This window comes from Maridesulfovibrio ferrireducens (assembly GCF_900101105.1).
GTDB classification, from domain to species: domain Bacteria; phylum Desulfobacterota; class Desulfovibrionia; order Desulfovibrionales; family Desulfovibrionaceae; genus Maridesulfovibrio; species Maridesulfovibrio ferrireducens.
Map to the genome: position 1 here is coordinate 58567 of NZ_FNGA01000006.1, position 24097 is coordinate 82663.

18 protein-coding genes and 1 tRNA gene are annotated in these 24097 nt (G+C 42.9%); 5 read left to right on the forward strand and 14 right to left on the reverse strand.

The features are described 5' to 3' along the window. Positions 1-24 precede the first annotated feature (24 nt). Entirely contained in the window at positions 25-720 is a 696-nt protein-coding gene (locus BLT41_RS16265; RefSeq protein ID WP_092163075.1) for an orotate phosphoribosyltransferase, read from the forward strand. Between the two features lie 102 nt (positions 721-822). Here BLT41_RS16265 and BLT41_RS16270 read toward each other — a convergent pair whose 3' ends face one another. The 4 genes from BLT41_RS16270 to carB all read right to left on the reverse strand — a co-directional run bounded on the left by BLT41_RS16270 (position 823) and on the right by carB (position 8564). Further along, a complete protein-coding gene (locus BLT41_RS16270; protein WP_092163077.1) occupies positions 823-3222 on the reverse strand; it encodes a penicillin-binding protein 1A in 2400 nt (799 codons plus the stop codon). 90 nt (positions 3223-3312) lie between these two features. Beyond that, on the reverse strand, positions 3313-3840 hold the full coding sequence (locus tag BLT41_RS16275) for a YkgJ family cysteine cluster protein (protein WP_092163078.1): 528 nt from the start codon (positions 3838-3840) through the stop codon (positions 3313-3315). A 27-nt stretch (positions 3841-3867) separates the two neighbouring features. Then, on the reverse strand, positions 3868-5259 hold the full coding sequence (purF, locus tag BLT41_RS16280; RefSeq protein ID WP_092163079.1) for an amidophosphoribosyltransferase: 1392 nt from the start codon (positions 5257-5259) through the stop codon (positions 3868-3870). Positions 5260-5324: 65 nt separating this feature from the next. Beyond that, positions 5325-8564, reverse strand: a complete 3240-nt coding sequence (gene carB, locus BLT41_RS16285; RefSeq protein WP_092163080.1) for a carbamoyl-phosphate synthase large subunit — start codon at positions 8562-8564, stop codon at positions 5325-5327. A 168-nt stretch (positions 8565-8732) separates the two neighbouring features. Here carB and BLT41_RS16290 point away from each other — a divergent pair, with 168 nt between their 5' ends. From BLT41_RS16290 to BLT41_RS16300, 3 genes are all read left to right on the forward strand, one after another. Further along, on the forward strand, positions 8733-8993 hold the full coding sequence (locus tag BLT41_RS16290; protein WP_092163081.1) for a FeoA family protein: 261 nt from the start codon (positions 8733-8735) through the stop codon (positions 8991-8993). Between the two features lie 11 nt (positions 8994-9004). Continuing rightward, positions 9005-9271: a hypothetical protein gene (locus tag BLT41_RS16295; protein ID WP_092163082.1), complete on the forward strand. Its 267-nt coding sequence runs from the start codon at positions 9005-9007 to the stop codon at positions 9269-9271. Between the two features lie 134 nt (positions 9272-9405). After that, positions 9406-9633, forward strand: a complete 228-nt coding sequence (locus BLT41_RS16300; protein ID WP_092163083.1) for a SlyX family protein — start codon at positions 9406-9408, stop codon at positions 9631-9633. Positions 9634-9701: 68 nt separating this feature from the next. Here BLT41_RS16300 and metG read toward each other — a convergent pair whose 3' ends face one another. From metG to murA, 5 genes are all read right to left on the reverse strand, one after another. After that, positions 9702-11639: a methionine--tRNA ligase gene (gene metG, locus BLT41_RS16305; protein WP_092163084.1), complete on the reverse strand. Its 1938-nt coding sequence runs from the start codon at positions 11637-11639 to the stop codon at positions 9702-9704. 229 nt (positions 11640-11868) lie between these two features. Beyond that, positions 11869-13059: a PSP1 domain-containing protein gene (locus tag BLT41_RS16310; protein ID WP_092163085.1), complete on the reverse strand. Its 1191-nt coding sequence runs from the start codon at positions 13057-13059 to the stop codon at positions 11869-11871. Between the two features lie 260 nt (positions 13060-13319). Beyond that, positions 13320-13718, reverse strand: coding sequence for a response regulator (locus BLT41_RS16315; RefSeq protein WP_092163086.1), 399 nt, complete (start codon positions 13716-13718; stop codon positions 13320-13322). Between the two features lie 124 nt (positions 13719-13842). Further along, a complete protein-coding gene (locus BLT41_RS16320; protein ID WP_092163087.1) occupies positions 13843-16305 on the reverse strand; it encodes a DNA internalization-related competence protein ComEC/Rec2 in 2463 nt (820 codons plus the stop codon). A gap of 19 nt (positions 16306-16324) precedes the next feature. Beyond that, positions 16325-17575 carry a UDP-N-acetylglucosamine 1-carboxyvinyltransferase gene (murA, locus tag BLT41_RS16325; RefSeq protein ID WP_092163088.1) on the reverse strand — a complete coding sequence of 417 codons (1251 nt, stop codon included), beginning with the start codon at positions 17573-17575 and terminating at the stop codon, positions 16325-16327. 123 nt (positions 17576-17698) lie between these two features. On the opposite strand from murA, the gene BLT41_RS16330 reads away from it, so the two are divergent. After that, positions 17699-17774, forward strand: a tRNA-His gene (locus BLT41_RS16330). Between the two features lie 317 nt (positions 17775-18091). On the opposite strand, the gene BLT41_RS16335 is transcribed toward BLT41_RS16330, so the two are convergent. The 5 genes from BLT41_RS16335 to selA form a co-directional block, all read right to left on the reverse strand. Next, positions 18092-18622, reverse strand: a complete 531-nt coding sequence (locus tag BLT41_RS16335) for a hypothetical protein (protein WP_092163097.1) — start codon at positions 18620-18622, stop codon at positions 18092-18094. A gap of 128 nt (positions 18623-18750) precedes the next feature. Next, positions 18751-19179, reverse strand: a complete 429-nt coding sequence (locus tag BLT41_RS16340; protein WP_092163098.1) for a PaaI family thioesterase — start codon at positions 19177-19179, stop codon at positions 18751-18753. 100 nt (positions 19180-19279) lie between these two features. Then, a complete protein-coding gene (gene selB / locus BLT41_RS16345; protein ID WP_092163099.1) occupies positions 19280-21193 on the reverse strand; it encodes a selenocysteine-specific translation elongation factor in 1914 nt (637 codons plus the stop codon). 59 nt (positions 21194-21252) lie between these two features. Next, complete coding sequence (locus BLT41_RS16350; RefSeq protein WP_092163100.1) at positions 21253-22641, reverse strand: aminopeptidase; 1389 nt, start codon at positions 22639-22641, stop codon at positions 21253-21255. Positions 22642-22652: 11 nt separating this feature from the next. Then, complete coding sequence (selA, locus tag BLT41_RS16355) at positions 22653-24059, reverse strand: L-seryl-tRNA(Sec) selenium transferase (protein WP_092163101.1); 1407 nt, start codon at positions 24057-24059, stop codon at positions 22653-22655. Positions 24060-24097 lie beyond the last annotated feature (38 nt).

The following is a 24097-nucleotide window of genomic DNA, read 5'->3' on the forward strand; positions in this document are numbered from 1 at the left end:
GCATACAACAACAAAGGAGAAACAATGGTTCCTACCAGCTTTCCAGACAAAGAAACCATAGCTGAAATTACAGCTAAAATGCTCATCGAAGTTGAAGCTATTCGCTTCAGAGCTGATGAGCCTTTCAAGTTTACCTCTGGCTGGGCCAGCCCGGTATACATTGACTGCCGTAAACTTATTTCCTACCCGCGTGTTCGTCAGACACTGATGGACTTCGGTGCTTCTGTTATTCTTAGAGAAGTAGGCTTTGAGTCAATCGACTGTATTGCAGGCGGCGAAACAGCCGGTATCCCCTTTGCTGCATGGCTGTCTGACAGACTGATGCTTCCTATGCAGTATGTGCGCAAAAAACCAAAAGGTTTTGGCCGCGATGCACAGATTGAAGGTGATTTTAAAGAAGGAGCGAAAGTTCTTCTTGTTGAAGACTTAACCACTGACGGACGCAGCAAAATAACCTTTGCTGAAGCTCTTCGTCGTGCAGGCGCAGAAGTTACTCATACTTTTGTACTCTTCCACTACGGAATTTTCCCAAACACCAAGGAAACCCTTGCTGCAGCAGGACTTGAAATGCTCTCACTGGCAAACTGGTGGGATATTCTGAACGTCTGTAAAAAAGAAAAATACTTCAACACCAAGTCTTTGGATGAAGTCGAAAATTTCCTCAACAATCCAGTAGAATGGTCTGGAGCTCACGGCGGAATTTCAACTTATCCTAAATAAGAATTATTTGACCACTAAAAAGGGCAAATCTTTAATTAAAGATTTGCCCTTTTTTTTGATTAATTTTCGACTGGTATTATTTCAAACCAGCTTATTTAAACCTTAGAAAGTCTGCTTAAACAGATCTTCACTGGAAGAACCGCCACTTTCAGAACCTGATCCTGATCCAGTAGCTGTCTTGGTAGGCTGGGTTCCTTCCTTAAACGGAAGGAAGAATGTTTCACTTGATCCCGGCCCGGCAAGCAGGCCCGAAGCGGCATCAATCTTCGCCATTACAACACCGTCTGGTTGTGGAAAGTCCATATAAGGGTAATCCTTCTCGACTTTTTTACGATAAGAAACCCAGATAGGACTCGCGGCACGTGAGCCGGTTTCCCATTTACCCATCGGAGTCAACTGGTCAAAACCAACGAACACACCAGTCAGCAGGTAAGGAGAAAATCCCATATACCAAGCATCATGTTCATTATTTGTAGTTCCGGTTTTACCTGCAACCGGACGACCAAGTACTTTTGCTCTCCACCCTGTGCCGCGCTGAACAACTTCCTTAAGAAGACTGCACATTATATAAGCTGTCTGCGGGCTGATTGCATCATGGACTTCAGGCTTTGATTCATAAAGAAGCTCACCCCAGGCACTGTTTACAGTCAAAACCAGACGGGCTTTAACGGATGTACCACCTCGCGCAAAAGCGGAGTAAGCTTCGATCATATTAATCAAAGTAACTGATGCGGAACCAAGCGCAACTGACAAATCATGAGGAAACTCGCCCTCAAGTCCCATTGTCTTAGCACGTTCCACAATTTTACTTATACCCATCTTCTGAGCAAGTCTGATGGTTACCAGATTTCGTGATTTAACAAGAGCGGTACGCAACAAAGTCGGTCCGTAGAAAACTCCTTCAAAATTTTCCGGCTTCCAGAGCTTACCTGCAACCATATCAGTATATACAAACGGAGCATCCATCATGATAGATGCCGGAGTATAACCATTGTCCATTGCTGTTGAGTACACAATGGGTTTGAATGCCGAACCGGGCTGTCTTTTCGCCTGTGTTGCACGGTTGAACTGACTTTTATGAAATGAATACCCGCCAACCATTGCCTTAATTTCACCGGACCTAGGGTCCATAGAAACTAAAGCACCTTCGACAACGGGTCTCTGAACTAAATCAACAGTCCAACTGACATCTTCAAGCTCAGCAGCATCAGCACTGACTTGATTGAAATTAACTTCACTGCCGTCTTTAAAAAAGGCTTTGGTAAGTTTAGCCCAGACAACATCCCCTGATTTTAGAACAGTTGTAGCGTCCTTAACAGGACGGACTTGATCATGAGCTTTACGAATATCCGGCTTACGACACCAGTGCATGCTTGTTACAGGCATTTTCGCAGAATATTTACCAAATTTAACTGCGGCTTCAGTTTTAGCAACCTTTGTCACTAAAACTTTCACCCAGTAACCGGGTTTAAGTTCTGAAACCGGAACAACATCGGTTGTCAAAAATTTCTGAAAATCGGCAGGCTGTAACTGAGCCAAAGGCCCTTTCCATCCCCTTCTGGTGGATGAATTTTCAAGACCGGTTCGGACAGCTTCATCAGCCGCTTTCTGATGTTTTAAATCGCAAGCTGTTACTACATTGAGACCGCCGTAATAAACAGCTTCTTCGCCATACTTATCAAGAAGCCAGCGTCTAACTTCTTCCAGATAATATGGACCATTCTGCCAAGACGGGTCTTCCATGCTTTTGTATACAAGCTGCTGGTCTATAGCAGTATTGTACTGATCCCGGTCAATCCACCTATGCTCGTACATTTGCCCCAGCACATAAAGCTGGCGAGCTTTTGCTCTTTCAGGATGTCTATATGGATCATAGCGACTCGGAGCCTGTGGCAATCCTGCGAGGAGAGCACATTCCGCAACGGTTAAATCGCTAACATGTTTACCGAAATAAACACGGGCAGCCGCTTCAATACCGTATGCCCCTGCGCCGAGATAAATTTGATTCAGATAAATTGTGAGTATTTCATCTTTTTCAAGATAATGCTCAAGCCTGAAAGCAAGAATTGCTTCTTTAATTTTACGTTTATAACTTTTTTCAGGAGTAAGCAGCAAACGCTTAATAATCTGCTGAGTTATGGTACTTCCGCCCTGCTTAATGGAGCCACCCCTGAGGTTGGCTACAAAAGCTCGTGAAATAGCAGAAAAGTCCACACCGTCATGCTCGTAAAAAGAAGCATCTTCAGCGGCAAGAAAAGCTTTAGAAAGAAGCGGAGTCATTTCATCCATTCTTACTAAAAACCGTTTTTCTTTATAGAAATATCCAAGCACCTTGTTATCATGCGTATACACAGTAGTAACAAGAGGCGGGTTGTAATCGGTAACATTCTTAAAGCCCGGCAAATCTCTGGAGGCCCAGTAGTATAAACCGGCCGCAGAAGATATCCCGAGAACCCCGATCACAAGCATTACAATCAGACTTATTTTATAAACTTTCTTCATCTGCTAATCTCGCAAGTTATCAAATCAGATAACTGGTCCGGATAATAATTAATCTAAAATTCGACTATGATATCAGTTGGCTCAAAAAAACTATTTTGACTGAGGATCAAATCCCCATGCCCGTCTCAGCCTTGCATGAAGATCTCTGACTTTTACCTGAGAAACATCCAAAGCTTTGAGCAATTTTCCCGGACTCTTATTTTCAAGTTGAGCAAGACAAGTCGCTATTTCCAAAACATTGATTCTGCCGCCCTCAGTTGTCCAAAAAGGAAATAAGCGGCAATAATAGGGACGAAAATCCTGCGGTATAAGACAACCTTGCTCTCCCAAAAAGAGACACTTTCCCGATTCATCAACCGCTAACCGATAATGAGCTCCTCCCGGAGGAAACAACTCTTTTACAGCCCTACGCTGATCAGGAAACAAGCGAAGTAAATTTTCAATAAAAAGGGCGGTGTTCGGTTGTAAAACGAACCCGCCTAAATCGAGAGCGCATTCTAGAATGCGCTCCCGTTCATATTCAGAAACTGGAAAACAGACTTCTTCACAGCCTGGAGTCAATTCGCAACATGTCGGGCCTTTAGCGGCACATCGTGCACAAACAAAAGGATCATTCATAAATGAAAATACTCCATTACTTTGTTGCTAGCACTTATCTTCCAAACACATTTTACCGGAACAGGAGCAGGGCTCAATTGGATAGTCACCGTTGAAGCATGCCAGACAATAAGAATCTCTATCTTCAACTGAGTCCAAAAGACCATCAATTGAAAGATAATGAAGAGAATCAAGACCGATAAAACTTGCAATTTCTTCTTCAGTACTATTAGCCGCGATAAGTTCACCCTTAGATGAAAAATCGATTCCGTAATAACAAGGGAAGCGAATTGCGGGACAACTGACACGCATATGAATTTCACGTGCGCCAAGCGCTCTGAGTTCTTTGACCCTTGCGCGAATTGTTGTTCCGCGAACAATGGAATCTTCGATAATCATGATGCTCTTGCCTTTAATCATGCTGCGAACAGGATTAAGCTTCATCTTAACACTGAAATCGCGCATATCCTGTGAGGGCTGAATAAAAGTACGGCCAACATAATGATTTCGAATCATGGCGAGTTCAAGCGGAAGTCCTGATTCCTGAGAATATCCGACAGCGGCATAGTTACCGGAGTCAGGGAAAGGCATAACAAAATCGACATCTTTCGGCATTTCTCTAGCTAAAATCTGCCCCATTTTTTTACGTCTTTCATATACAACTTCATCAAAAATAATGGAGTCAGGACGTGCAAAATAGATCAATTCAAAAATACATTGCCTTTTGGGAGTAGTGTCATCATAAATATAAGATGTCAGTTTGCCGTCTTCAACAACAACCATTTCCCCTTGCTTAACGGCACGAATGGCTTCAGCATCAATCAGATCGAATGCGCATGTTTCAGAGGCGAAAACATAATTGGCACCAACTTTACCAAACACTAAAGGGCGAAATCCATGAGGATCTTTAACTGCAATCATCTTGTCATTTGCAAGAATCAAAAGTGAAAAAGCCCCTTTGACCTTTTTACAAGCTTTCATGACAGCGTCTTCAATGGTATTTCCATTCAGACTTTTTGCGATCAGATGGACGAAAACTTCTGAATCCATAGTAGTCTGGAAAATTGAGCCCTGCGCTTCAAGTTCATCACGAAGTTCCTTCGTATTCACAAGATTACCGTTATGGGCAATCGCGAGACGCAAATCGCCGAATCTTACAACAAACGGCTGAGCATTTTTTATCAGTGATGCGCCGGTAGTAGAATATCTGACATGCCCGATAGCAATATCACCTTTCAATTCTTTACTTAGATGACGCTCGTTAAAAACGTCCGCAACCAATCCCATGCCCTTCTGTTCACGGATTGTATCGCCGTCCCATGTAACAATTCCAGCAGATTCCTGACCGCGATGCTGCATAGCATAAAGACCAAAATAGGTCATTCTTGCTGCTTCGGGATGGCCGCATATTCCAAAGAGTCCGCAATATTCTTTTTTCATATTTCCTGCTCTTGTATTCAAAAAGGAAAGGACCGGAGCATGTGCCCGGCCCGATAATTTCCAGTTTATTTTTCCATGTTATGGTAATGCTGTAAACACCGTACATCCAGCCCTGTGCCGCGATGGTCTTTTATGGCTAAAGCCATGGCATGCGCGCCAGCGACTGTCGTTGTATATGCTAACCCGTACAACAAGGCGGTCTGCCTAATTTCTTTCGAATCAGAAACCGTTTTTTTGTCGGATGGCGTATTTATTAAAAGATCAATGTCGTTATTTTTTATGTAATCAACAACATGAGGTCGCCCTTCATTCACCTTAAGAATTCTTTCAGTTTCAATTCCCTTTTCATTAAGGAAGGTCGCCGTGCCTCCTGTAGAAAGGATCTTAAATCCGAGCTCTTTAAAAATCTGAGCAGTAGTAACAATCCCCTCTTTATCTCGGTCTTTAACAGAGATAAAAACAGTTCCCTCAAGTGGAAGTTTCAGTCCGGCTCCGAGCTGAGCTTTCATAAAAGCAAGTCCGGGCAGAACGTCCATACCCATAACTTCACCGGTAGAACGCATTTCAGGTCCAAGCTTTACATCAACATTCGGGAATTTGTTAAAAGGAAATACCGCTTCTTTAACTGAATAAAAACCTTCTTTACGGAGAGACCAAGGATCTAAGTCAGAAAGTTTTTCGCCGAGCATTACTCTGGTTGCAAACTTTGCAAGCTGAATTCCTGTTGCTTTACTTACAAACGGAACTGTTCTTGATGCTCTTGGATTAACTTCAATGATATAAACAACATTGTCTTTAACCGCGAACTGAATATTCATTAATCCGACAATTTCAAGCTCTGCTGCAAGAGCTACCGTCTGCCGTTCAATCTCTTTTACTATTTCAGGGCTCAGCGTATGAGGCGGAAGTACACATGCTGAGTCACCGGAATGAATTCCTGCTTCCTCAATATGTTCCATAACGCCTGCTACATAAGTCTGCTCGCCATCAGAAAGAGCATCAACATCTACTTCGACAGCATTCTCAAGGAACTTATCTATCAAGATAGGATGTTCAGGAGAAACAACTGAGGCTTCACGGAAATATGATTCAAATTCATCATCACTGTAGACAATATCCATTCCGCGTCCGCCCAGAACATAAGAAGGACGAAGCACTAAAGGATATGTCAGTTCAGTAGCTATTTTCTGAGCATCTTCAAGTGAACGGGCTGTTCCGTTTGCAGGCTGCTTCAAATCAAGTTTATGAAGAAGGGCTTGAAATCTTTCTCTGTCTTCAGCGCGGTCAATACTGTCCGGTGAAGTTCCGAGAATTTTAACCCCTGCTTTCAGTAGAGGAATTGCCAGATTGAGCGGAGTCTGACCACCGAACTGAACGATAATTCCATCAGGTTTTTCAAACTCAACAATATTAAGAACATCTTCATAAGTAAGCGGCTCAAAATAAAGTCGATCTGAAGTATCATAATCAGTTGATACGGTTTCAGGGTTGGAGTTGACCATAATTGACTTAACGCCCATCTCTTCAAGAGCAAAAGCGGAATGACAACAACAATAGTCAAATTCAATTCCCTGTCCGATTCTGTTAGGACCGCCTCCCAGAATCATTACCTTACGGCCTTCCATAGGCTCAGCTTCCTGCCCTGACTCATAAGTAGAGTAGAAGTAAGGAGTATAGGCTTCAAATTCTGCGGCGCAAGTGTCAACCAGATAATATGTAGGTTTGATTTCGAGATTTTTTCTGAATGTTCTGACTTCTTCTTCAGTTTTTTTCCAGAGAGTAGCCAATTGCGGATCGGAATATCCTAACTCTTTAGCTTTTTTAAGCATTGCCGGAATTTCTGTGTTTTCAGAATACATGCCGATTTCAAGAGTGAAAGTTTTAAGTTTCTCTTCAAAACGAACAAGCTCTTCAAACTGATTCAAATACCAAGGATCTATTTTACAAATATCAAATATTTCTTCTACAGTGAAACCGCAGAGGAAGGCATCGCGAAGTGCAAAAATACGTTTTGAATTGGGCTTACGTATAAGTCCAATCAAATCTTCACGATCTATCTCAGGTTTTTCGAAATTTTTACCGAAGCCGGGCATACCGACTTCTAAAGATCTAAGACCTTTCTGCAAAGCTTCTTTAAAAGTACGTCCGATTGCCATGGTTTCACCAACGCTCTTCATCGCTGTGGTGAGGTAATCTTCGGCTCCCGGGAATTTTTCAAAGGTGAAACGAGGAATTTTTATTACGCAGTAGTCAATGGTAGGTTCGAAAGAAGCCATTGTCTCGCGGGTGATATCATTAGGAATTTCATCGAGAGTATAACCGACAGCGAGCTTTGCCGCGATCTTGGCAATAGGGAACCCAGTTGCTTTGGAAGCAAGGGCCGAAGATCTGGAAACCCGTGGATTCATTTCAATGACTGCAAGTTCGCCATTTGCAGGATTAATTGCAAACTGAACATTTGATCCACCGGTTTCAACTCCGATTTCACGCATGATGGCGAGAGAAGCATCCCTCAAAATCTGATATTCAACATCAGTAAGGGTCTGTGCCGGGGCAACAGTTATGGAGTCTCCAGTGTGGACACCCATGGGATCTATATTTTCAATGGAGCAAATAATTACGCAGTTATCTTTTTTGTCGCGCATTACTTCCAGCTCGTATTCTTTCCATCCTAAAATGGATTCTTCGAGCATAACTTCACTTTGTAAACTTGCGGAAATTCCCTGCATGGCGATCTTTTCGAGATCTTCCATATTATAAGCAACACCGCCGCCGGTACCACCTAAAGTAAATGCAGGACGGATAATAATCGGGAAATTTATCTTTTTACCCCAATAACGCACGTCATCAATATTACGGGCAATACCGCTGAAAGGAACTTTGAGATTAATCTTTTCCATTGCTGCACGAAAAAGCTCTCTACTTTCAGCCTTCTCAATGACATCAACAGATGCACCGATAAGTTCAACGCCGTACTTTTCAAGAACACCCATCTCAGCCACTGCAAGCGCAGTATTCAGAGCTGTCTGGCCGCCAAGAGTAGGCAGCAGAGCGTCAGGTCTTTCTTTTTCAATAATCTTAGCAACAGTTCCAGGCTCAATCGGTTCTATATATGTACGATCGGCCAGATGAGGGTCGGTCATTATTGTGGCAGGATTAGAATTTACGAGTATTACTTCGTAACCTTCTTCTTTAAGAGCTTTAAGAGCCTGAGTTCCGGAATAATCGAATTCACAGGCCTGGCCAATTACAATCGGCCCGGAGCCGATAAGCATAATTTTCTTGATATCAGTGCGTTTAGGCATAAACTCCACCCAAATATTGGTTTGAGATATTTTCTTTAGGACTTTTAAGTGACAGAAAGCCATAAAACATTACTCGCAGATGAGCAAGTCTCGAATTCCCGTCTTTTTCAGTTCCAAACGAATTAGGACATTGACAAACAGTCTAAATGAATTTAAATATCAATTGCAATGAACGTACTACCAGACACAAAAAAGCCACGACCACTATCCTGCTATAAGGAAGGTGTGTCAGTAAGGGTTATCAGTTTACAAGGAGGCAGATGCTTCTGTAGCAGACTGCTTTCCATGGGTATTATTCCAGGTACTATTATAAATGTGCTTAGAAATTGTGGAAGAATGACCATCAGAATTCGCTCCTCAGAATACGCGTTGGGAAAAGAAATGGCTAACAAGATTTTAGCTATCCCTATATGCGGATGCTGTGATTAAGAGAGACAGCTATGGATTCTAACACAAAATGGCGAGCCATAGAAATTTTAGCTAATGATTCATCTCGCTTTTCCGCAGATCTTCGTGAAATGAAAAAACTGCATGATCAACTGCAAAAATTTCAAGGAGTCTGGTCGAATACTCAAGATACAGTTTCTACCATGAACTCACTCAGCAGTTACAAAGAGCATATCGAGCGGACCGAAGGAAGAATCGTCAACATTGTTATAGACGGTGCATCAGTTCCTTACGACATTCCTGATAAGAAAAAAGCTTAACACCCCGCTCACCAACCCCTTTTCAGCCATTTGATCTTCCAGTTACATATATTTTAATCTATCATTTCAGCATAATATAAATTATTAATCATTACACAATTGCCTTATATTCTTTGTTCTGGCACTTTGAATTCATGAATACCCCAAATAAACTTGAAGACCGAATTGAAACCTTGGAAACCAGTCTTGCAATGCAGGACAGGATAATTGAAGACATGAACGTCTTCATTATTGCTCAGCAGAATCAAATTTCAGAACTCGAAAAAAAAATTGATATCCTTGCCGGACAAATGAAAGATCTAAAAGATATCGCCTCAGCATCAGGCAATGTAGAAGATGTTCCACCGCCACATTACAGCTAGAAATCGATAGACCATAAAAAAGGCAGATCAAAAATGATCTGCCTTTTTATTTTGCAACATAAATTTAATTAGGAAACCTTGCACCCGTTAGCGACACCGGCCGTAACGGTCAAAAGCTCCATCCCGTCCCCGTTGCGGACAGCTAAAATCATTCCTTGCGAAACCTCACCCCTAAGTTTTCGGGGCTTAAGGTTAACCACGACTACAACCTGCTTGCCTTCAAGATCTTCAGGAGAGAAAAACTCGGCTAATCCGGCAACAACCTGACGCGGCTTTTCATCTCCGGTATCAATTTTCACTATCAACAATTTGTCGGCATCAGGGTGCTTGGCAACGGAAAGAACCGTTCCAATTCGCATATCTACTTTCTGGAAATCAGGAAATTCAATAATTCCCTCAATCGCAGTTTTTACTTCTTTAGTTTTTTGGGCAGACTTCTCACTCTTTTTCTTTTCTACAGGAGGAGTTTTTTCAAACTCAACTCTTGGGAAAAGATTCGACTTGCTGGCGACTTCCGTACCAAGCTCAAGAAGGCCCCATACATCAACTTCACCTTGAAGATTAACTTTCTCAGGACGGAAAGTAATTCCAAGCTCGGCCAACATTTTTTCACTGGCTTCAGGCATTACCGGCCACAAATGAACAGCAATTTTACGCATATTCTCAAGAAGAACATACATTACGGTGCCAAGGCGGGAAAGATTTTCTTCTTTATAGAGAGTCCAAGGCTGCGTTGTATCTATATATTTATTCAACCCGCGCACAAGCTCCCATAACGATTCTAAACCTCTTGAAAACTTAGCTTCCAAAAAGTTCTGCTGAAAAGCAGCCATGCTGGCGCGTCCAATATTCTTAATATTGCAGTCTTCTTCACCCTCTTCGCCTTCGGCCGGAACCAACCCGCCAAAGTACTTATGAGTCATAGCTAAAGTTCTGCTGAAAAGATTTCCGAGATCGTTTGCCAGATCCGCGTTAAGCCGACCTACGAGAGCTTCTTCCGAAAAACTTGAATCATTACCAAAAACCATCTCACGCATGAGGAAATAACGGAAAGCATTAACCCCGTATTTTTGAGCCATTTCAAGCGGCTCAACAACATTTCCGAGTGATTTAGACATCTTGGTATCTTTAATCAGCCAATATCCATGCACATTAAGATTCTGATAAGGCTCAATTTCAGCGGCTTTAAGCATTGTAGGCCAGAAAACAGCATGCGGTTTGAGAATGTCTTTAGCAACAAGGTGGTTGGCAGAAGGCCAGAATTTTTTAAACTTGTCACCCTTTGGATAATCAAGTGCTGTGATATAGTTGATTAAAGCGTCAAACCAAACATATGTAACGAAATCTTTATCAAATGGAAGTTCAATGCCCCACTCGAGGCGACTTTTAGGACGGGAAATACATAAATCTTCAAGAGCACCGGATTTAAGAAGGCTCATTACTTCGTTGCGGTATCTTTCAGGACGAATAAAATCTGGATTGGCATTAATATGCCCGATAAGCCAGTCCTGATATTTAGACATCTTAAAGAAGTAGTTTTTCTCAGCTATATATTCAGGCTTTGTTTCATGCTGAGGACATTTACCGTCAACGAGTTCTTTTTCGGTATAAAATCTTTCACAGCCGAAACAATAATGTCCGCCGTATTCTCCGAAATAAATATCACCTTTATCATAAACTTTTTGCAGGACTTCTTGAACGCACTTAATATGGCGTTTTTCTGTAGTCCGGATAAAGTCATCGTTTTCAATCTGCAAATCAGGCCAAAGGTTTCTAAACAGGGCACTGATTTCGTCAACGTACTCACTTGGAGTTTGTCCGCCTTTTTCCGCAGCTTGAACTATTTTATCACCGTGTTCATCCGTTCCAGTGAGAAAATAAGTATCATCTCCCATTAGCTTGTGAAACCGTTTCATGGAGTCAGCAAGAATTGTCGTATAAGCATGACCAAGATGAGGCTTGGCATTAACGTAGTAAATGGGAGTTGTAATAAAAAACGAATCCAAAATCGATCTCTCCTGTTACGGTGACAAAAACAGCGCAATTAACAGCCTTAAATTCAGCGTGTTAAAAATTCCGCATTAAAACAAAGCTGGAAAAAGACACTACATACAAAAACATGCAGCCGGATGAGTATTATTACTTTCACCGGCCGCAAGGTTATTAACTTCTCACGAACTGCCCGCCATATAGCCGACAACCCGAAGATAATCAATTCTAGTTTTCTTTAGTTTTTTATGAATCGCCACCTGCAGGTTTTTTTCTGCGCCTGCGCCTTGAAGGACGGCGATTTCTAGAAACAGGTTTTTTCTCTTGAGTTTCTGCTTCAGACTTATTGACTGGCTCTGAAGCAACACGATCACGCTCTGCAACAGGTTCAGGAGCATCACTGCTTACAAAAGGACGCTTCTTTTTTTCAGGACGCGGACGTTCCGGTCTAGCTGGACGAGGACGCTCCGGCCTTGCGGCACGAGGTCGTTCGGGACGATCTGCACGCCCGGGAGCTGCCGGCTTACTTGATCTATCTCGATCATTATAATTAATTCGAGCTTGCGGTTCATTACTATCAAAATCTAAATCATCTTTCGGAAGTTCCTTTTTTACAAGCTGATCCGGAGATGTAGCTTTTAAAACATCCGGCCACTCATCAAGACAAACTTCAATTTCTTCACCAACTTCCGGCAGGATGGTCAAAGTATTTCTGAAGAAATTCGTCCGTGTAACCTTAACATTTCCATGCGCAGTATTATAGCGTTTACCAATTTTTGGACAACGTTTGTGAAACTGCTCGTAATTTTCCTGCTCAAAAGAAAGACAGCATAAAAGACGACCGCATATACCTGATATTTTTGTCGGATTAAGAAAAAGATTCTGCTCTTTTGCCATGCGGATAGTAACAGGCATAAATTTACGCATAAACCGACGGCAGCAACAAATCTGCCCACAATTACCTATTGCGCCAAGCATCTGAGTTTCATGCCGGACACCGATCTGTCTAAGTTCAATGCGTGTTCTGTATTCTTTAACCAGATCTTTAACCAACTCACGAAAATCAATTCTTCCGGGAGCGGTAAAATAAAAAATCATCTTGCTGCGATCAAAGAAAACCTCAACATCAACAAGCTTCATTTCGAGCTTTTGCCCCTCAATGCATCCCTTACAGAATCTGAGGGCATTGCGGGATAGATCTTTGTTTTCACCGTCGATAACCAGATCTTCTTCACCTGCGAGACGATATATTGTTTTGACTGAATCTTCAGTTATATCTTCTGGCAAATCCTGTTGTACAACAAAGACTTTGCCGAGCCCCATCCCCTGTTCAGTCTTTACGATTACTGAATGTCCTTCGCGGACAACAAAAGGCCCGGAAGAAAAATAGTATATCTGACCGAAATCGTTAAATTTAACACCTAAAATTTGAGACATTATTTAAGAACCTTATATAGTACGCCAACAAAGGGCGGATAAAACTTAATTTGAATAGGACACAATAGACCACTTCCTAAGGAACTTCAATTCAGTTCTACATCTATAACGTCTTTAAATAATACACTATAATAAATTAAGCAAAAAAAATCCGCAACAAATGCTGCGGATTTCAAATCTTTTCAGGTAAATAATAAAGCTTAAAAAAATTTATCTCTCAGCAATATACTCGTAAATCTAATTGCCAAGACCAACTTTAATTACACTGAAAAACCTAAATTTTTCATTTCTTTTAGCAACTTATCTTCCTCAATAGGCTTAACCAGATAAGAAGTAGCTCCACCGAGGAAGAAAGCATCGTGGGTTTCCTTGCGATCATCAAGCATCGTTGTCACGATAACCTTAACTTCGTCATCCCCATTAATTTTAAAATCTTTCTCAATTGATCTTATTTCCCGAAGAGCCTGCTGCCCGTCCATTTCCGGCATGACGAGATCAAGACAAACTAAATCGTACCTTTTCTCATCCTCAAGGGCCTTTTTGAAAGCAAATACAGCCTCTTCGCCATTAACCGCTATGTCACATTGAGCGTAAGGCTTCATGATCTCATGCAACATATTGCGGCAGTAAAAATCATCGTCAACAATAAGCATTCGCATGCAGACGCACCTCCATTAAGGCAAGCTGAACATTAAAACAGAGTACCATACACCAAAACCCTGTCACTTTTAAGCATCAAAATCAAGTTATGTTCTTAATCAAAAACATAGAAATTCATAAATTTCAAGGTCGAATAATAATTTCCCTTAACTTATTCCATTTTGCTGAAATCATACCCTTTTCAGAAGTCTTGTAAATTTTGATCTTTCTAGTCCGCAATTCGCACTCAACTTTTTCTACAACAAAATTATATCGATTCAAAAAGCCACACGCTGCAACAGCAATTTTGGGACTTACTCTGCCATACAATTCAGGGGAATAAGCCCCTGCGCTGCCGTGATGCGGTAAAACTAATACATCGGCTGAAAGATCATCATTATTGCGAAGCAGTGTCTTGATTCCTGATTTCTCTACATCACCCGAGATGCAAATAAGCCCCTTGCCATTCCAAACCAGTCGTAAAAAAAGTGAACGATTATTTTTCGTTCCTTTAAAATCCGAAGCAGGATGAAGAACCTGCAAAATTAACCCCGGTTCCAATTCAATGATGTCACCGCGCTTAACTTTTTCAGGTACCAGTTCATTTTCAGAAAAAGCTTTTTTAAACCTTTCACCAATGACTCCCCCGGGCATATTTCCATCGGAATAATAATGACCGACATCAAATTTTTCCAGCAGGTAAGCAAGGCCGCCGCAATGATCCCTGTCAGCATGGGTAAGAATAATATTATCAACTTTCGGCAAATGACCGCTCGCCAGCCAAGGGCCGACAATTGCTCTACCGATATCAAAAGAATCTCCAAATGATCCACCGCCGTCAACAACGGTCCTTGTTCCTCTTGGCCCGGTAATTACAAGACCTTGCGACTGTCCGGTATCAAGCAAATCGACCTTTACAAATTCAGAACCTATTCCCGGTAATTCACCTGAATTATACATTACGCCTATACGCGAACCAACCAGCAGAACTATCATGCAAACTGCCGTCAATTTTACTTTTCTGCTTTTGTGGAGCGAAAGGCAAAGTAACAGCAGAACATAATATATTATAAAGTCTTGCCATAAGGGCCGATAGAAAGCGTATTCGGGAAGCCATCCGGCAGAAACAGCTGTCCGCACAAGAGAAAACATTTCGTCAAAACACGCCGCACCTAATGAAAAAAGCTTCTGAGAAACGGCCGTATTCACAAACGACATAACAAGGGAGCCCACTCCGCAAACTGGCATAAGGAAAAAGCCTAAAAGCGGAATCCACAAAACATTAAAAACTAAATTCGGAATCAGCACTCCGAAATTCCAGATTGTAATCGGAAGAATAGTAATATTCGCGCAAAGGCTAACCGCCAGAACGGCCAGAATAAAATGGGTAACTTTACCAAGAATAGTTATTCCGGCAGGAAGTATAGATTGAAAATATGGATAAAAAACAGCGATCCCACCAACAGCCAGCACTGAAAGCTGAAATCCAAGATCAAAGGCACTGAGCGGAGAAAAGGTCAGTATCAACACTACCGCCAGAAAAAGGCCATCAAGCAGCACCCTGCCCCGATTCATGAGCAACAGTAAGCCCCAGAATCCGAACATGCACACCGCTCGCAAAAGAGACGGGGAAAATTGCCCCAGCCATAAATAAAAGAGCACAAGCGGCGTTGCCAGAATAACCGCCAGTTTTATTCGCGGAATTTTCAAATAAATTTGAGGAAAGAATAAACCTATCAACCATGCGAAAGCAAAACCGATTGATGCGACAAACCCGACATGCAAACCGGACAGAGCCAGCAAATGTGAAACTCCCGCCCTGCGGATAAGTTCAACTGTGTCTCTAGATAAAAAGAATCTGTCTCCGGTTAGAAGCGCAGGAAAAATTGCGCCACCTTGAGTTGACGGAGTATTGCGAACAATCCGATTGCGCAAATCTGCACGCAGCCGCTCCCAAAAACCGGGATCAACAGGTTTCAGCTCGCCATTTTTGAGCGGGCCGCGAGTATAGAAACGATAAAAAATGTTTTTAGTTCTGTTGTAGAAGTCATAATCCCAGACTCCAGCATTTTTGAAACCATGAATAGGTTTCACTTTTATCAACAGATTTACTTGCTGTCCCGTGACGGGGAAAACATCCGGCTTCTCCCATGTCCAGAGCAAATATCCGGCAAGCTTCGTTGTCTCGTTAACCGTTTCAGAATTATTTTCGCCGGAAATTTTATGCGAGGTTGTACAGAGAACATTTTTGAGAATAATTTTCAGCCGATTGCCGGGAACTCCCTTTATGGCTGCTATTTCCGCATTAACGTGAACTTTTTCTTTACTTGCCATCCAATCCGGCATTCCGCCCGGTGGAACCGGTAGCACTGCCGAAGCATAAAAACTGCCCAGCGCAAACATCAGCACCAAAAGGACAATCGTTCCCTTTTGAAGCCTGAACGAAAAGAGAATCACGACATAAACAAAAAAAGCAACAAAACACGGCAACAGCCACTTGATAGATAAAATTCCAAAAACAAAAGCAGGCACCAGCTTCTGCCAAAAAAGCAGGCCCGGAATTCCGGGCCTGCTTACTAAACAAGATTTACTATCACTTCTATTCATAATCAGTGATTCTTAAGAACTACTCTTTTTCGCGCCAGACTTTCGCCCCGACTCCGCAAAGTTTTTCCTCGAGTCTTTCGTATCCTCTGTCCAAATGGTAAATACGCTGAACATCAGTTCTGCCGGAAGCCGCAAGCGCCGCAACAACAAGCGAGGCACTGGCGCGCAAATCAGAAGCCATCACAGGTGCTCCGGTCAGGCCGGAAACGCCTCGAACCATTGCAGTGCGGCCTTTAAGTTTAATATTAGCACCCATTCTGAGCAATTCCTGAACGTGCATAAATCTATTTTCAAAGATTTTTTCTTCGATTGTTCCCGCTCCCTTGGCAAGACACATAAGAGTCATAAGCTGGGCCTGCATATCTGTAGGGAAACCGGGAAAAGGCTGCGTGGTGATATCAACGCCAACCAACTCTCCATTCCTGCGAACAAGCACGCCATCTTTTTTCTCTTCAACCCACACGCCCATTTCGCGCAGTTTATAAACAACAGCATCAAGTTCCTCATACGGGCAATCCTGAATAAGCAGTTCCCCGTCAGTCATTGCGGCGGCAACCATATAAGTTCCGGCCTCGATGCGGTCAGGCATGACTTTGTAATCACAGCCTTTGAGCGAAGAAACACCTTCAACCTGAATAACACTGGTTCCATGTCCGGTGATTTTTGCTCCGCAGGCAATAAGGAAATTTGCAAGATCTTCAACTTCCGGTTCACGTGCTGCATTTTCAATTATTGAATCACCATCTGCAAGCGCCGCCGCCATGAGCACATTTTCCGTGCCGCCAACGGTTGGAAAGTCAAAATTAATATGAGCGCCTTTAAGTTTATTACAACGCCCATGAATATAGCCCGATTCCAAATCAAACTCCGCACCCATCTTTTCAAATGCGGATAGATGTAAATCAACCGGACGTGCCCCGATAGCGCACCCACCGGGTAAGGCCACCTTCGCTTCACACTTCAAAGCTAAGAGCGGCCCAAGGCATAATACAGAGGCTCTCATGGTCTTAACTAGGTCATAGGGGGCCTCAACTTTCAAGTCTTTAACAATGCTGGTGACGTTATTTCCATCAAAGGAAGTCTCACAGCCCAGAATATCCAGAAGTTTAAGGGTAGTATGAATATCTCTAAGGCGCGGGACATTGGTCAGATTAACTTGTCCTTCGGGCAGAAGGCACGCGAGCAAAATAGGCAAAGCAGCATTTTTAGCTCCACTTACACGGATAGGCCCCTTTAAAGCGACTCCACCTTCAATTACTAATTTATCCATAATATATTTCCTTATTTTTGATTTTTACCGTCTGATGAAGATTCTTATGCATTATTTTTCATTTTTTTTCAAAAACTTCTTGACCATTTTCCCGGGTTTAGATAGTCACTGTTTCTCGACACGGTGGGTGTAGCTCAGTTGGTAGAGCACTTGGTTGTGGCCCAAGTGGCCGGGGGTTCAAATCCCCTCACTCACCCCAGCGAATGATCAAGGGATCAGAATTAATTCTGATCCCTTTTTTAATGCGCTTTTTTCAGTCTCGACATTTTCATGAAAATCTCTCGCAAAACCCTTGCCAGTCCCCGCTTTCTTTAATTCTAAGCAATATTAAATACTTATACTTTAATCCTTTATATCGAATCCAACAGTTGCTTTTGCGAATCGATACGACTCTCCAATTTTATCATTTCGGCTGAATAAATATAAAAAGCCCTCCATTAACGCTGATTGTGTTAACGGAGGGCTTTTTTAAATTTATTCGCTAAAATTTAAGAAATGTCTTACGAACTCGACAATTTACAAATAAGCCCAATGAATAGGCTTAATATTTTTAATCACAGTCTTTATGGCATCAATACAATTAAATAAATCTACAAAATTAAAGCCCGCGAGCACATCATTTTCAAATGAATATCTAACATCAACAAATAACGTGTCATACTTTTTAACCAATTCTATCAAATCATCAAAAGAATATTTTGACGCTCCCTCAGCATATATTTCATTAATATTGTCTATAACTTCCTTTGGAATCGCACCTAGAAGCAAACTTAACGTGTGTACCTTAACACGAGGAACTCCTGTGACTTTCCCACCTTTAACACCATTGCCAAAGTCTTCATATTCTTTAATTACTGATATTGTATTCAATGATTTGATATAAAGTTCAAGCGAAAGCACTGCGTTGGTTATCATCGGTACAACAACACCTGAAAATGCAGGTTGACCATGAAGAACCATAGCCCCTTTGTAAAATTGATCAGCTACATCCAAAACACATGGATCTGGAATTTCATATTGCTCATACTTGTATTTACCAAACTTCATTATTTTCCTTCTGCATATCCAGTTTCACAAAATCACCATGAAAGAATATTTTGAATTAATATGCATCTCAAATTTAAAAATATCAAATTCACCAATTTCATTTACCTATAAATTTAAATAAAAAATCCTTACACATCATCAGAATGTTTCCGCACATTATAAACAGCGCGCCCTTCCGCAACAATCAGATCAGGGTCAGATGCAGAATAAACGGTAATCTGGCTATTCCCCACCCTGTTGCCCAGCAACCTTACACGGGCCTCGGCGATTAGGTCTTCCGGTCCAGCGGGACGCAGATAGTCCACGCGCATATCAATTGTGGAAACACGATCCCGCACATCTCCCGATGCCCATACAGCTGTTCCGCCGCAGGTATCAATCAGCATGGAGATAACACCGCCATGCAATGCCGGACGTCTCGGGTCGCCTATGAACTCAGGACGGTAAGGCAAACGCAGTTTTGCATAGCCATGCTCTAGGTGTTCAACCTTGAGACCTAAGAAAAGGTCAAACGGGATACCTTCTTCAATCACTTTTTTGATGTCAAAACCTTCCATATTTACTCCTGATTTATGTATTTCAATCTGCATTACAAAAAAAAACGGAACCAAGCATTAACTTGATTCCGCATATATTCATATCAATCACAGCATAGCTTTAAACTACACCGGTTTTTCTAAGTCTGCGCTTGTCGCCCACCCGCATGGTGAACTTTTCTTTATCCATGAACTCAAGAAGTGGTATTGCAAACTTTCTGGACAGATTCGTCAGCTCTTTAAAATCTGGCGGCCCTAATTCTAAATTGTCTGCGAAATATCCCTCAAGAATTACTTTAAGCTTTTCAATCGCAGATGTGGCAAAATATAAACTATCGTTGATTCTTACAATTGCCCCTTCATCCTGCAACAGCTTAAACACCGGTGCGGCCTCTTTGAAGACCAGATCAAGCGGCTCCAGAATATCTTTAACATTCGGCGGAGTCAGTCCGCCCTTATCGTATGCATCAAATAATATGTTGCGCAACTTCTGCTGATCGGAAGCCATTGAAACTTTGTGACCGGGAAGATGTATAATATCCTGCGCCACTACGATTTCATTCTTTTTAGTAAGCCTTTCAACTATCGAATGAAAAAGCTTGGCAGGAAGCCCCTTGCCCCATGCTGAACCTATTTCACTTTTGGATACACCGGGCTTCATAGGATCTTTTTTATGGAAATCTTCTAAGTATTTTATGAATCCACTCACAAGACTTTCATAATGACCACCGAAAATATAACTGCGGCTTTCTTTATCGTACAGGAAGACCTTCTGCTGACCACCTAGGGACTGCAATAGCTTTTCGAGCGGCTTGGATGCCACGTCTGTCATGATGGACAGTTCCTGAAAATTCAGCCCTGCGTTACCCGCAAGTTCCAGTTGCATGAGAATCAGATCTTCTGGACTAGCATCAATCAGTGATTCTAAGCGCTTAACATCCTCTGAGAAGCGTTTAACCTTACTTCCCATAGGATTTATTATGCTTCCCCCTGCAATGGTCCTCAGCGGCGAAAATGAGCGAATTACGATTCTGTCGCCATAGACTCCGGTCATGGGCTGATCGAAACGGATTTGGCAGACCGCGCGCTCACCTTTGACGAGCTTTTCTCTATCCAGAAAGTACACTTTCGCCATAGTTTCTTTTGAACCATGATGAAAATGAACTTCTTTACGATGCTTCAAAGAACGTGGCGAGGACGGAAGACAGGTTATCTCTACATCCCATACCTTAGACGGAAACAACGTGCCCGGTTTGCCCACAACTTCACCGCGCTCAATGTCATCAACTTCAACACCGTGAAGGTTAACCGCTGTTCTGCGTCCGGCAGGAGCTGTTTCAACAGAGCCGCCATGAGATTGCAGACTGCGTACTTTCGTTTCAGTCATAGCAGGATAAATTACAACATCGTCGCCCACTGAAAACTGACCTGAAATGAGCGTGCCCGTTACTACAGTGCCATGCCCTTTCATTGTAAAGATTCTATCTATAGGCAGCCGAGCAAGATCGGTTCTTCGTTTAGTAGAAAAACTGTCCATAAAATCGGCAAGCGCGGTTTTAAGTTCATCAAGGCCCTGCCCGGTATGCGAAGAAACGCCGTAAATCGGGGCCTCGGCTAAAAAGCTCGGGGCCAGAAATTCACTTACATCCTCTTTAACGAGCGCAAGCCATTCTTCATCAACCATATCAACTTTGGTGAGCACCACAAAGCCGCGCTCAATCCCAAGCAGCGTACATATTTCCAAATGTTCACGGGTCTGAGGCATCACGCCTTCGTCCGCTGCTATTACCAGCAGAACAAAATCAATCCCCGCCGCTCCGGCAACCATGTTTTTAACAAACTTTTCATGGCCGGGAACATCAATAATACTAAGCTGACGGTCACCGCCCAGATCTAGGCTGGCAAAACCTAATTCAATGGTGATGCCGCGCTTTTTCTCTTCAGCAAGTCTGTCGCAATCAGTTCCGGTAAGAGCCTTAATCAAGCTGGTCTTACCGTGATCAATATGACCCGCTGTCCCCATAACTACAGGCATTTATGCTCCTTGAAGATTTTTTTGCCTTCAGCGACCAGAAGGAAAAAACTTTTAGTAAATTAACTACGCAAAAAAGTACTGAAAGCCAGTTTAGTAGCATAAAGGTCAACTTTACTTGTCAGTTCAAACGGACTGTGCATGGAAAGAACCGGAGGGCCGAAATCTATAACGTCCATTCCGTAGAGTGCGAGGAACTTAGCAACAGTTCCCCCGCCGCCCATGTCTACCTTACCGAGTTCAGCCATCTGCCATGGAACTTCTGATTCACCTAAAATTTTACGCAACCAGCCAACATATTCAGCGTGTGCGTCATTTGCGCCGACCTTACCTCTGTGTCCAGTGAACTTGCAGAAACATGGACCGTAGCCGAGATAAGCGGAGTTCAGCTTTTCATGCACATCCTGATAATCAGGGTCGATTGCGGCGTGCACGTCAGTTGAAAGAGCCTTACCCGCCATCATAATGCGGGACATCTTCATGCCGGGTTCCCATGCTTCAATGAGATCTTCGAGGCAGTATTCAAAGAAAAGGGACTTGGCGCCGGTTGAACCTTCGGAACCGACTTCTTCTTTATCGTAGAACAGCACAATCTGTGCATGGTCCGGATCAGGTTCGGAAAGGAATGCTTCGAGTGCTAAAAATACGCAGGAACGGTCATCCTGTCCGTATCCACCGACCATAGACTTATCAAGTCCGACATAGCGGGCAGGTCCGGCTGGAACGATGTGCATTTCAGAGCTGAAAAAGTCTTCTTCGATGATGCCGTATTTCTCGTTCAAGATTTCCAGAATTTTACGTTTAACGGATGGTTTAGTTTTTTCATCACTATCTTCGACATCATCTTTTGAAAATGAAAGAGAATGTCCCATAACGATATTTAACTTTTCACCTTCAAAAGCATCGCTGACCTTTTTTTCAACCTGCTTGGATGCAAGATGAGGCAAAAGATCTAAAATAGTAAGGACCGGATCATTAGGATCTTCACCTATAACAACATCAACTTTTTCGCCGTTAATTTTTACAACCACACCATGCAGGGAAAGCGGACGTGCAAGCCACTGATATTTTCTGATGCCGCCGTAGTAATGAGTTTTAGCCATGCCGATACCCAAATCTTCATAAAGGGGATGCTGCTTCAGATCGAGACGGGGAGTGTCTGCGTGAGCACCGACCAGTCTGAATCCATCGGAAAGAGTCTTTTTACCTTTACGGGCAATAAAAATTGTCTTGTCCTTGAACGAACGGAAACAATTATCTGAACCGATGTAGTCATCAAAACCAGCTTCAAGCAGAACTTCTTCAACATACTTGATTGTTTCACGCTCAGTTTTGCAACGGCTCAAAAAATCAATGTAACGTGCGCTAAGATCATCCATAGCCAGCTGATGTTCTTCATCCTGAAATAATTCCCAGCAACTTTTCGTTTTATGTTCAAGCATTTTATTCATGTTAAATCCTTCTATTTATCAAGATTAAGGGCCTGTGAAATAGACTCAGCCACCATATGATATTCAATTTGTGTAAGTGTTCGCGGATCAAGACAAAAGGCATCATCTTCTATACGCCCGACAAGCGGCGGATCAGATGAAAGTAACCGTTCTTTCAGTTCCGGCACAGAAAGATCTCCCTGTGGAACCACGGTTACCAGAAAAGTTTTTAAATCCTGCTCAGGAAACGCACCGCCCCCGACTCTGGAAACACCCTCGCGAACACCAAGGGTAACGTTCTCACCCAGAAATCTATCCAAAACGCGCGAAAGAGATTGCGCTCTGAGCTGTAGAGATTCCGGCTTTTCCATAATCATGCGTAAAGTAGGCACTTCTTTCATGGCTATTTCGGGATCCAGATAGAGCCGCAAAGTAGCTTCCAGCGCAGCCAGCGTCATTTTATCAATACGAACAACCCTGTTCAAAGGATTCTTTTTGATCATATCAATATATTTCTTTTTACCGACAATGACTCCGGCCTGCGGACCGCCCAGAACTTTATCACCGGAAAAAGAAACAACGTCTACGCCTTCAGACACAACTTCCTGAACTGTCGGTTCCCGCATCAGGCCGAGGCCCGCAAAATTTGTCAGGTTGCCGCTGCCGAGATCTTCATAAACCGGCAGATTATATTTAGTGCCCAGTTCTACCAGCTCCGCTCCCGTAACTTCCTTTGTAAAACCGATTATCCTAAAATTTGAGGTATGCACTTTCATGAGCAACGCCGTGTTGTCATTAATTGCGCCTTCATAATCATACGGATGGGTTCTGTTGGTCGCGCCCACCTCATGCAGAATAGCTCCGCTCTTGGTCATAACGTCAGGAATACGGAAGGAGCCGCCAATCTCAACAAGCTGACCGCGTGAAACAACCGCCTCACGGCCCGCGGCAAGAGTTTCAAGAGTAATCAGAACTGCCGAAGCATTATTATTCACAACCAGCGCAGCTTCCGCGCCTGTAATGTCACAGACAAGCTTTTCTACATGACTGTAGCGACTGCCGCGCTCTCCGGTTTTCAAATCAAATTCAAGATTGGAATATGATCCGCAAGCTTCCGTGACAGCTTTCACCGCTGAATCAGCAAGCAGCGAACGTCCCAGATTAGTATGAACAACCACACCTGTTGCATTCAAAACTCTACGAAAATGCGGACGCGCTCCGGCCCGCACATGGCAAGTCAGGCGCGGGAAAAGAGCATCAAGCGAGAGCTGATCTTCAGCCGTAATAATTCCGGACTTGATTTCTTCGCGGCACACATCGAGAAAGCCGTTAACCAGATCTCTAACTAGGGTACGGGGAACACCGCTGAGAGCACCCTCTTCCTCCAATCTGGTAAGCACAGAATCTACTGACGGCAGAAATTTGAAAAGATTAGACAATTATTACTCCTAAAACCTTTGATCGCCAAAGGCTCTTG

Bases quoted from the DNA above. Each gene is read 5' to 3' on its own strand.
- selB (WP_092163099.1), bottom strand. From the start codon at position 21,193: ATGCCTGTAGTTATGGGGACAGCGGGTCATATTGATCACGGTAAGACC.
- BLT41_RS16265 (WP_092163075.1), top strand. From the start codon at position 25: ATGGTTCCTACCAGCTTTCCAGACAAAGAAACCATAGCTGAAATTACA.
- BLT41_RS16300 (WP_092163083.1), top strand. From the start codon at position 9,406: ATGAATACCCCAAATAAACTTGAAGACCGAATTGAAACCTTGGAAACC.
- BLT41_RS16295 (WP_092163082.1), top strand. From the start codon at position 9,005: ATGGATTCTAACACAAAATGGCGAGCCATAGAAATTTTAGCTAATGAT.
- murA (WP_092163088.1), bottom strand. From the start codon at position 17,575: ATGGATAAATTAGTAATTGAAGGTGGAGTCGCTTTAAAGGGGCCTATC.
- BLT41_RS16320 (WP_092163087.1), bottom strand. From the start codon at position 16,305: ATGAATAGAAGTGATAGTAAATCTTGTTTAGTAAGCAGGCCCGGAATT.
- BLT41_RS16315 (WP_092163086.1), bottom strand. From the start codon at position 13,718: ATGCGAATGCTTATTGTTGACGATGATTTTTACTGCCGCAATATGTTG.
- BLT41_RS16290 (WP_092163081.1), top strand. From the start codon at position 8,733: ATGAACGTACTACCAGACACAAAAAAGCCACGACCACTATCCTGCTAT.
- BLT41_RS16270 (WP_092163077.1), bottom strand. From the start codon at position 3,222: ATGAAGAAAGTTTATAAAATAAGTCTGATTGTAATGCTTGTGATCGGG.
- BLT41_RS16310 (WP_092163085.1), bottom strand. From the start codon at position 13,059: ATGTCTCAAATTTTAGGTGTTAAATTTAACGATTTCGGTCAGATATAC.
- BLT41_RS16275 (WP_092163078.1), bottom strand. From the start codon at position 3,840: ATGAATGATCCTTTTGTTTGTGCACGATGTGCCGCTAAAGGCCCGACA.
- BLT41_RS16335 (WP_092163097.1), bottom strand. From the start codon at position 18,622: ATGAAGTTTGGTAAATACAAGTATGAGCAATATGAAATTCCAGATCCA.
- carB (WP_092163080.1), bottom strand. From the start codon at position 8,564: ATGCCTAAACGCACTGATATCAAGAAAATTATGCTTATCGGCTCCGGG.
- BLT41_RS16340 (WP_092163098.1), bottom strand. From the start codon at position 19,179: ATGGAAGGTTTTGACATCAAAAAAGTGATTGAAGAAGGTATCCCGTTT.
- purF (WP_092163079.1), bottom strand. From the start codon at position 5,259: ATGAAAAAAGAATATTGCGGACTCTTTGGAATATGCGGCCATCCCGAA.
- BLT41_RS16350 (WP_092163100.1), bottom strand. From the start codon at position 22,641: ATGAATAAAATGCTTGAACATAAAACGAAAAGTTGCTGGGAATTATTT.